Annotated in this window: 2 protein-coding genes; both read right to left on the bottom strand. The window is 66.7% G+C overall.

Annotation, left to right across the window (positions count from 1 at the left end):
* The coding region (gene sctP, locus J5M58_RS25815; RefSeq protein ID WP_207880142.1) for a type III secretion system protein SctP at positions 1-328 on the bottom strand (328 nt) is incomplete at its 3' end.
* The coding region (locus J5M58_RS25810; RefSeq protein ID WP_207880139.1) for an FHIPEP family type III secretion protein at positions 328-718 on the bottom strand (391 nt) is incomplete at its 5' end. The genes J5M58_RS25810 and sctP, both read right to left, overlap by 1 nt.

The raw sequence follows: 718 nt of genomic DNA, 5'->3' as shown, positions 1-718 counted from the left end.
ATTCATGTGCGTCGATCGGGCAGGTGGGGGGGGCGACGACGGGATTGCCGTCAAGCGGTTCGTCGAACGGCGTGCTCGGCGCGCGCGTCGTATTGCCGGCGGCGGGCGCTGCTTCGTCGCATGATTCGGATGGAGGCGCGAGCGCCCAGCCTCCTTCCGAACCCGGCGGGGGCGGCGGCGCGCTTCGTGTAACGGGGCCGCGACGCGCCTGGGCACGAACGAGCGAAGCGTAGTCGAAGCGGCGTTGGCGCGTTTCGTCCGGCGCCGCGGGTGTGCTGCCCGGGATGATGCGCAATGGACGGGAGCCGATATGCGCCACGGTCGTCATCAACCCTGGAGCGACACGCGGCCGACCGGACGCAGCTCGACGTGTTCGCCGAGCTCTTGATACGAGTACACGGCTAGCCAGTCGATGCGTCGCTCGATCATTCGTCGTACATAGCGGCGAATGTCCATCGAGGTGACGAGCGCGATGTCCGTGCGGGCGTTCGCGCCGACGAGCGACTGAATGCGATCGACAAGCCGCGATGCGTCGTCCGGGGGCAGTGCGAGGAAATTGCCTGTCGGCGTTTGCTTGATCGCCTGGCGGATGTGCTGTTCCGCCTGCAGGTCGAACAGGACCGCGGACAACACGCGTTCGCCTTGCGCGGCTCGATGGGCGAGAAAGCGCGACAGGTCGCCGCGCACGTATTCGGTCAACATCAGCATGTCTTTCTCC

This window comes from Pseudomonas sp. 32_A, assembly GCF_017490905.1.
GTDB classification, from domain to species: Bacteria; Pseudomonadota; Gammaproteobacteria; order Pseudomonadales; family Pseudomonadaceae; genus Aquipseudomonas; species Aquipseudomonas inefficax.
Note: the sequence above shows the minus strand (reverse complement) of the source record. Positions and strands in the feature narration are given on the sequence as shown.